At 67.3% G+C, this 8,881-nt stretch carries 5 protein-coding genes; 3 read left to right on the plus strand and 2 right to left on the minus strand.

Annotation, left to right across the window (positions count from 1 at the left end; all coding sequences use genetic code 11):
* Positions 1–5 precede the first annotated feature (5 nt).
* A complete protein-coding gene (locus VFE28_05780; GenBank protein HZM15493.1) occupies positions 6–1,034 on the plus strand; it encodes a homoserine dehydrogenase in 1,029 nt (342 codons plus the stop codon).
* On the opposite strand, the gene VFE28_05785 is transcribed toward VFE28_05780, so the two are convergent.
* Positions 1,003–2,997, minus strand: coding sequence for a S9 family peptidase (locus tag VFE28_05785; GenBank protein HZM15494.1), 1,995 nt, complete (start codon positions 2,995–2,997; stop codon positions 1,003–1,005). The two genes, VFE28_05780 and VFE28_05785, sit on opposite strands and share 32 nt — an antisense overlap.
* Positions 2,998–3,269: 272 nt before the next feature.
* Between VFE28_05785 and VFE28_05790 the strand changes: the two genes are divergently transcribed.
* Entirely contained in the window at positions 3,270–4,430 is a 1,161-nt protein-coding gene (locus VFE28_05790) for a hypothetical protein (GenBank protein ID HZM15495.1), read from the plus strand.
* A gap of 182 nt (positions 4,431–4,612) precedes the next feature.
* Positions 4,613–5,005, plus strand: coding sequence for a hypothetical protein (locus tag VFE28_05795; GenBank protein ID HZM15496.1), 393 nt, complete (start codon positions 4,613–4,615; stop codon positions 5,003–5,005).
* Between the two features lie 36 nt (positions 5,006–5,041).
* On the opposite strand, the gene VFE28_05800 is transcribed toward VFE28_05795, so the two are convergent.
* Positions 5,042–8,347, minus strand: a complete 3,306-nt coding sequence (locus tag VFE28_05800; GenBank protein HZM15497.1) for a S41 family peptidase — start codon at positions 8,345–8,347, stop codon at positions 5,042–5,044.
* Between the last annotated feature and the right edge of the window lie 534 nt (positions 8,348–8,881).

Below are 8,881 nucleotides of genomic sequence, written 5' to 3' on the forward strand. Positions count from 1 at the left end.
AGGCGATGCGGGCGCTGCTGCTCGGGTTCGGCAACGTGGGCCGCAAGCTGGCAGAGATCTTGACCGTCGAGCGCCCCCAACATCCGGGCCTCCACAGCCTCGACCTGGAACTCTGCGGCATCGTCACCCGTTCCCACGGCGCGCTGGTGGCGGCACCTGGCGCCGCTCTCGACTTGGCGTCGGCGCTCACGGCATACCGTACCCGCGGCGGCTTCGCGAAAGAGAACCCTCAGTACACATCCCTTCAGGCTCTCGAGGCGGTGCGGACGCTGGACTACGATGTCCTCGTCGAGCTCACCGTACTTTCCATCCGTGAGCAGGGCGAGCCGGCCCTTTCCCACCTGCGCGAGGCGCTGCGGCGCGGCCGCCACGTGGTGACCGCCAACAAGGGGCCCATCGCCTTCGCCTACCAGGAGCTCGCGGCGCTCGCCCAGGCCCAGGGCGTGCAGCTCCTGCACGAGTCCGCCGTCATGGATGGCGCCCCGCTCTTCAACCTGGTGGGGAGCTCGCTCAAGGGCTGCACGCTGCAGGCGGTCTCGGGGATTCTCAACTCGACGACGAACTTCGTGCTCCAGGCCATGGAGCACGGCGTTTCCCTCCCGGAAGCGGTGGCCACGGCGCAGGCCGAGGGCTTCGCCGAGGCCGATCCGCGTCACGACCTGGAAGGCTGGGACGCGGCAGCGAAGATCACGGTGCTGGCCAACGCCCTCATGGGCGCGATGCAGACGCCCTTCGCGGTGGAAAGAGAGGGCATCACCGCGGTCACACCGGAGCGGGTGCGGGAGGTGCTCTCGCGCGGCAAGAGGCTCAAGCTCGTCTGCCGTGCTTGGCGCGACGCTGGGCAGGTGCGCACCCGCGTGGCCCTGGAAGAGCTCCCCGCCGCGCATCCCTTCTGCACCCTGAGCGGCAACGGTTCGGTAGTACGCCTCGAGACCGACCTCATGGGTCCGATCCTCGTGGCGCAGGAGGAGCCGACACTCTCCGACACCGCTTACGGCGTCCTCAACGACCTGCTGACGCTTGCGGAGTCGTGACCGGCTCGCGTACCTCTGCCGAAGCGCCCGGGACCGGTGTGAACGGTTCGGCGCGACCGCCGAGATACTTGGCGAGGAAAACCTCGGCCCGGCCGTAGAAGTCGAGCCGGTTCTCCTGCCGGGCGAAACCGTGGCCCTCGTCGGTGTACACCACGTACTCCACCGGCAAGCCTTTCGCTCGCATCGCCGCCACGATCTGGTCCGACTCGCGGACGTTGACCCGGGGATCGTTGAGCCCCTGGCCGACGAGGAGAGGCGAGCGGATCTTGTCGACGTGGAAGAGCGGCGACATCTTCTGGTTCAGCAGCGAATCCCGGTCCACGGCGCCCATGCGGAGCTCGAAGGTCTTGCGATCCGTGGCCCAGTAGGGCGGGATCGCGCCGAGGAGCGTCTTCAGGTTCGACGGTCCCACGATGTCCACGCCGCAGGCATAGAGCTCCGGCGTGAAGGTGAGGCCGGCGAGGGTGGCGTAACCACCATAGGAGCCGCCCATGATGGCGATGCGCTGCGGATCGGCGATGCCTTGCTTCGTGGCCCAGGCCACCGCGTCGCTCAGATCGTCCTGCATCGCGCCGCCCCATTGCAGGTTGCCGGCGCTCACGAACTTCTTGCCGAAGCCGGTCGAGGCGCGGAAGTTGACCTGCAATACGGCGTAGCCGCGGTTCGCCAGCCACTGCACCGCGGAGTTGTAGCCCCAGGTGTCGCGCCCCCAGGGTCCGCCGTGCACGTAGAGAACCATGGGCAGCTTCTCGGTGGCGCCGCCGAGAGGCTTGGTCAAGTAGCACACCAGGGGCAGGCCGTCGCGGGCCGGGATGACCACGGGCTCCATCTTCGAGAGCTTCACCTTCTCCAGCTCGGGCTGGATGACGAAGAGGAAGGTGGCTTTCTTCGCCGTCCGGTCCCAGGCGTAGAAGGCCACGGGCCCGTCGTCCAGGGTGTAGCGCACGATCCAGGTCTTGTCGGCCCGGTCCCGGCCACTGATGATGAAGTCGCCGTCGCGCACCTTCTTCAGGCCCGCGAAGTCGTCCTGCACGCTCGGGTCCAGCACCTTCCACTCGAGCCGCGTGTAGTTGCAGCCCACCGCTTGCACGACATGGCGGTCGGGCTGGACGAAGAAGGGGCCGACATCGCAGCGCCGGTCCGTGGCCAGGACCTCCACTTCCTTACCCGTGGCCAGGTCCACGCGCACGAGACGGTTGGTATCGGTGCCGAGGGAAGTTTCCACGAACAGACTCTTGCCATCGGCGCTGAAATCCACCGGTTCGAGGACGTCATCGTTGGGGGCGCTGAGCAAATCACGCCAGGGTGAGTTCGCCGTATCGCGCACCCGGATGATGTGGCGGCCGTCGCTCTGGTTCTGCGCCAGGGCGCCGCGGACGACGAAGCCGGCATCCACCACCCAGCTCTCCACGTCGCCGGGGTTCTCCGTGTCCAGCTTCACCTCGCCCGTGGTGAGGTCGAGGCGATGCATGTCGAAGAAGTGCTTGTCGCGCTTGTTGAGTCCGACCAGGACCTCGTTCGGATGCTCGCGCTGCATTTCGGGGTTCGTCGCCCGCACTCCCTCGAAGGGGGTGAGGTCCCGGGTGCCGCCCTTCTCCACATCGACGGCGTGCAAGTGGAAGTTCTCTTTGCCCGCCACGTCCTGCATGTAGAGGAGGTGCCGGCCGTCCTCCGCCCAGAAATGGGTGCGGATGGGGCGCTTCTCGTCCTGCGTCACCATGCGGTCGTCCTTGCCGCCGACGGTGCGAATCCAGACGTTGAGCACGCCCTTGTCCGAAGGCGCCAGGTAGGCTAGACGCTTGCCGTCCGGCGACACCGTGGCTCCGGTCTTTACCGGATTGCCGAGGAAGAGCGCCCGGGGCACGAGAGGCGGCGGCTCGCCCAGGGTAGGGAGCGCCCCAAGGGCGGTGAGCGTGGCGGCGAGGACGGCGGCGAGAGCGAGCGAGCGGGCGACCCGGATCATGGTGCGTTCCTCCAGGCTGCAGGGTGGGGAGGCGCGCGGCCGGCTGCCTCCAGGCATGATGAACATGCGCCTCGGGGCGGTCGGATGGCAACCCGCAGGGCGTTGCTTTCCCGGCCCCGGAGGTCGATAATCACCGCGGCGCCATTGTTGCGGGCGGGCAACGAAGATTCCCCTCCGGGCGCGCTTCCACCCTGCGCCCGTTCCTCGCACCTGCTTGTCCACGACGTGGGCGATCGAATTCGGACACATCGTCATGTGTGGGGAGGCGAGCGATGGCCGCTTCGAGATCGTGCCCCCTCCTTTCCCTGCTCGTGGTCCTGGTCGGGCTCGCACTGCCGTGGCATGAGGCCGCGGCGCTGAGCTCGATCCGGCACGAGGAATGGTCCTACCAAGGCGACGTTCCCCAAGCACCCCAGAGCACTCTCGTCGGCGTGTCCTTCTTCGCCAGCGTGGGCGACATGGACCTGCCCTCCCGGGTGATGTTCACCATCGTGGTGAAGGACGAAGCCGGCGACGAACATCCGCTGCTGCACTACCGCTGGGGCCGCTGGGAAGAAATCGCTGGTCCGGGGACGCCGATCAACGTCTTCGCCAGCTTCCGCCTGTCCTGCGATGGTCAGGGCATGCTGACCGCGGAGCCCGTCGAAACCTGGTTCGGCTTCTGCAACCGCAGCCAGGTGCCGCTCGACATCCGCAATCTGGACAATGTCCAGGTCACCCCCGTGCAGACGACGGGCCGTTTCGGCCTCGATCTCGTCGATCGGGGTGGTTACCACGGCAAGGAGCCGACACCGCGGGGCGCCTTCGGTTGTTCCGGCGCCGCCGCGTCAGGTCCCAGCGTCGAAGCCGTGCGCGCTGACCTGTCCCTCAAGAAGAGCATCCGAGCCAATCAGATTGCCAACGGCAATGCCGGCTCGGTGGGTCTCTACTTCGACATGTTCGGCAACAATTGCAGCGGCACGATCCTCCCGGATCGGCCCGACACGGTGTACGTGGTGGCGAAGATGGACGAGATGAGCGCCTGCGGCATCGCCGGCGCCGAGTTCCGCTTCACCGGCGTACCTGCTTCCTGGAGCACCTTCCCGGTGGCGGCGCCGGACATGCTGACCGTCGGCGATCCCCTGGGCGACGGGGTCACGGTGGGGTTCCGTTGCAAGCGGGAGGAAGCGGGGTTCGTCGTCCTCTACAGTGTCCTCGTGCTCGCCAACGCCGTGGAGGAGGATCTGCAGTTCCACATCGAGAAGCGTGCGGCCCCCACGGGGGGACCGGACTTCGACTGTCCTCTCCTCGTGCTCTGCGACTTTCCGGCGTTCACCAAGATCTGCGTCGAAGGGATCCCTTGTAACATCAATGCCAGGAAACCCACGCTCTGCGTCAAACCGACGGCGGTCACGACCAGCACCTGGAGTGTGGTGAAGAACCTGTTCCGTTGAGTCGAAGCAGTTCGGTGCCCGGACTGTACGGCGGCCTCCTCGACAGCGGGGAGGCCGCCGCCGCGTTTGGCATGCTCCTCGCAGCCTCATCCTCGGTCGGATCCCATTCTTCTTCGTCGTTGCGCGCTGTCCGGGATGCTGCGCTGGAGCGCCGTTCCCGGAACGCTCCCAGGAGGTGGGCAATGCGGATCGCAGCAGGATTCCTCGTCGTCTTGTGCCTGGCGGGCTGTACGGGCACCGTCGTTCTGGAAAGTCGCAAACCGGTGCCAGCGCCGCAGCCGATGCCCGGGCCGACCGGGATGTGCTGCGACGTCACCCAGCGGCAGGCGGCGGAGATCGCGGTCGCCGAGGCCGTGGCGCGCCAGTGCGGCGACCTCCACGTGCAGAACGTGAAGCGCGACGGCCAGCGCTGGCGGGTCGATCTCACCGGACAGTGCGAGTGCCGCGAGGCTCGCATCAAGGTCAAGGTGGACCGCCGGAGCGGCCAGATCCGCTCGTACAAGACCAAGCTCGGCGACGACGAGTGCCTCCGCGGCCGCCGCCACCATGGCGACGACGACGGCCACGACTCCTAGGTTGGTGCGCTCCCAGGGGCCCGGGTGATCCCGGGCTCAGGGCGTCCGCACCTGCGTCTTGTAGGGCGGGCGCTGCGGTCGCCGTGGCGGGTTCTTCTCCAGTTGCTCGAGGCTGTACTGGATGGCCCGCTCCAGCTGCGGGTCGCGGCCGGAGACCATGGCGCTCGGGGTGTTCTCCACCTCGATGTCCGGATCGACGCCGTGGTTCTCCACCGCCCATTGCCCCTGCAGATCCCACATCCCGAAATCCGGCATGGTGACCGAGCCGCCGTCCATGAAGGGCAGCCGGTGGCTGATGCCGACGAGGCCGCCCCAGGTGCGCTTGCCGATGATGGGGCCGAGCTTCGCCTGACGGAAGTAATAGGGGAAGGCGTCGCCGCCGGAGCCGGCGTACTCGTTCACCAGGATGCACTTGGGGCCGTCGACGGCGGGGAACGGAGTGCGCCAGTCGGCGCCGTCCCGCTGGGACCAGTACACCCAGGTCGTGCGCGACAACCGTTCGACGAAGAAGTCGGGGACGAAGCCGCCGCCGTTGAAGCGTTCGTCCACGATGATGCCTTCCTTGTCGGCTTGCGGGAAGAATTGCTTGGCGAACTCTTGAATGCCCCAGACGGAAGTGTTGGGCACGTGGATGTAGGCGATGCGTCCTTTCGTCGCTTGCTCCACCTTGGCGCGGTTGCCGGCCACCCAGGCGGTGTAGCGCAACGACTGCTCGCTCTCCACCGGCCGCACCGAGTAGGTGCGCGGCTTGGTGTCCCGCGCCGAGCTGCCCACGGTGATCGTCGTCTGCCGGTCGACGGTGCCGACGAAAGCGGCGTAGACGTCCTGCGGCGCGCGCACCGGCTGGCCGTTCACCGCCAGCAGGTAGTCACCGGGGCGCACCTGCACGCCGGGCTCGCCGAGGGGCGCCCGGGTCTTGCTGTTCCAGTCGCGCTCGCGATAGACCTGCGCGAAGCGGTAGGCGCCGCTCGCAGCGTCCACCTCGAAGTCGGCGCCGAGGAGACCGACGCCGACACGGGCGACATCGGGGAACTCGCCGCCGCCCACATAGGTGTGCGAGGTGGACAGCTCGCCGATGAGCTCGCCCAAGATGTAGTTGAGATCGGCGCGGTGGGCGGCATAGGGCACCAGCTGCTGGTAACGCTCGCCGACGGCCTTCCAGTCCAGGCCCCCCATGGCGGGGTCGTAATAGAAGTCGCGCTCCAGCCGCCAGGCCTCGTGGAACATCTGCAGGAACTCCTGCTTCGGGTCCACCGTGGCCATCAAGGTGCCGCTCTCGATCTCGCCGTCACCGACCTTCTGGTCGGCTTTGGTCTCGATGATCCCGAAGCTGTCCTTGGCGTGGTAGAGCAGCTTGCCGCCGTCCTTGGAGACGGCGTAGTGCTCGTCCACTCCGGCGACGATCACCTTGTCTTCGCGCTTCTCCAGGTCGAAGACGTGGATGCTGCCGGTGGGGGCGTCCTCTGCGTCCGGGTCCGGATCGGCCTGGGACACGAAGAGGAGCTTGTCGGCGCAGGCGGTGAGGCCGGTGTAGCGGCCGGGGTGCACTGGCACCTGGGCGACACGCGTGCCGATGCCATCCAGATCGATCCGCACCTCGACGGGTTTGTCGGCGTCTCCCTTCTTGTCTTTCTTGTCCTTGTCACCTTTCTTGTCCTTGTCGCCATCCTTCTTGTCGGCCTTGTCCTCGGCGGCCTCGCCGGTCTCCTCGTCGCTCTGCGGGCCGACGGGAGAGTGCAGGCTGTCCTGCAACGTCACCACGTAGATGCCGTCGGTGGCGCGGAACTGGAAGTCGAACTCGAAGTTGCCGAAAAGGGGCGTGAAGGTGCGGCGCGACAGGAAGTAGAGGTACTTGCCGTCGGGAGAGAAGCTGGGGCCGAAGTCCTCGGTCATCCCGGAGGAGACCGGGGTGTTGCGGCCGTCGGCGACGGAGTGCAGCACGACGCGCGGCATCCAGTTGGAGAACGGTTTGACGTAGGCGAGCCAGCGCGAGTCCGGGGACCAGCGGAATTCGCCGATCTCCCCGTGCTCCGACTTGTCCACCTTGGTGATCTTTCCGCTCTCCACGTCGCAGTACCAGAGCGTCATGGTCTTGTCGTCGAAGGCGAGCTTCTTGGAATCCGGCGACCAGCGCAGGTGGAAGCGGTAGGTATCGCAGCCCTTGGTCACCTGGCGGTCCGGGCTTTTGCCGTCGCTGCCGATCACGTGCACCTCGTACTCGCCGCTCTCGTCCGACAGGTAGGCGATCCACTTGCCGTCGGGGGACCACACCGGCGCCCGCTCGCGCACTCCCGGCGTCTGGGTCAGGTTGCGCACGTCGCCCTTCTCGGCGGGGACGGTGAAGAGATCGCCGCGGGCCTCGAGGACGGCGCGCTTGGCGCTGGGGGACAGATCGAAGTCGGTGGTCCAGTGCTCCACGTTGCGCAGCTCCGCCCGCATCTCCGGCTTGTCGTCGGGGACGAGCACCTGCAGGCGCGTCTGCTTCTCCGACGGCAAGTCCAGGACCCAGAGGTAGCCGCCGTTCTCGAAGACGATGGCATCGCCGCCGATGCTCGGCCACTTCACGTCGTACTCGTCGAACTGGGTGACGCGCCGGTGCGTTTTTTTGGTCACGTCGTAGGCCCAGAGGTTGGCGGTGCGGCTGTCGCGGTCGGAACAGTAGTAGATCGTGTCGCCGTGCCACATGGGCCACTCTTCGGAACCGGGCCAGTTGGTGATCTGCTCCGAGACGTTGTGGGCGAAGTCGTAGGTCCAGATGTTGGGCGCCGAGCCGCCCTGGTAGCGCTTCCAGGTACGGTTGTCGTACGCCGGCGCCACGTAGGCGATGCGGGAGCCGTCGGCAGCGAAGGTGGCGTAGCCGGCGGTGGGCAGCGGCAGCGTTTCGGGGAAGCCGCCGCTAGCGGCGATCTTGAAGAAGCGGCTGTAACGCAGGATCGACGAGGCCCGCGGCGAGCGCAGCAGCAGCGACTTGCCGTCGGGATACCACTCCGCCACGGCGTCGGACATGGGATGCCAGGTGAGCCGCTGGGGTTCGCCGCCCTCGATGGGCACGGTGAAGGCGTCGACGTTGCCGTCGTACTCGGCAGTGAAGGCGACGGTGCGACCGTCGGGGGAGAGTTTGGGGAAGGTCTCGACGCCGGGATGGGTGGTGAGCCGCTGCGCCATGCCGCCCGAACGCGGCACGGTCCATAGATCCCCGGCGTAGACGAAGACGATGCGGTCGCCCTGGATATCGGGCTGGCGGGTGAGGCGGCATTCCTCCAGCGCCGCCGCGGCGCTGGCGCAGAGCGCCGCGGCCAGCGCCACGAGAGCCGCTCCGAGACGAAGCGCAGGTCGTGGCATGTTCGATTCTCCGATCTGGGATGGGGCTTGGCGGCTCCGTTGCCGCCGGGAATCGAGGGTGTCGGCCGGAATCTACTCCAATTCGGGTCCGGCCGCGGTCGCCGGCCGGAGGCCGACCGCCTCTATGCCTCGACGACTTCGCTGAGCAGTAAGTTCCAGGTCCTCCTGGCTCCTGGAATCGAGTGATCCCCGGCCATTTCGGAGGTCTTCCAGGGGACCCGAAACGCGCTGACCTGGAACAGCCAATGATCATATTGACAAGGGCTTAGTTCTGGGAAGAGGGTCTTGCTGCGGGAGCCCTGGCCCGCTGCACCCTGGAGCGGGCCGGTTGCGTATTCCCAAGGATGGCACACCCTCAGGCAGGGGTGCGCCGCAACGGGGGTCACCATGTCCCACTGGACCAGAAGAAGTTTCCTGCAGCGTGCCGGCACCGGCCTGGGCCTCCTAGTCGTGCCGTCGTTCCTGGATCGCCGGGGGCTGCTGTTCGCCCTGCCGGCGGAGGGCGAAGGGCAGCTGGCGGCGGATCTGGAGCAC

It is taken from the genome of Candidatus Krumholzibacteriia bacterium, from assembly GCA_035649275.1.
Taxonomy (GTDB): domain Bacteria; phylum Krumholzibacteriota; class Krumholzibacteriia.

Bases quoted from the DNA above. Each gene is read 5' to 3' on its own strand.
- VFE28_05780 (HZM15493.1), top strand. From the start codon at position 6: ATGCGGGCGCTGCTGCTCGGGTTCGGCAACGTGGGCCGCAAGCTGGCA.
- VFE28_05785 (HZM15494.1), bottom strand. From the start codon at position 2,997: ATGATCCGGGTCGCCCGCTCGCTCGCTCTCGCCGCCGTCCTCGCCGCC.
- VFE28_05790 (HZM15495.1), top strand. From the start codon at position 3,270: ATGGCCGCTTCGAGATCGTGCCCCCTCCTTTCCCTGCTCGTGGTCCTG.
- VFE28_05795 (HZM15496.1), top strand. From the start codon at position 4,613: ATGCGGATCGCAGCAGGATTCCTCGTCGTCTTGTGCCTGGCGGGCTGT.
- VFE28_05800 (HZM15497.1), bottom strand. From the start codon at position 8,347: ATGCCACGACCTGCGCTTCGTCTCGGAGCGGCTCTCGTGGCGCTGGCC.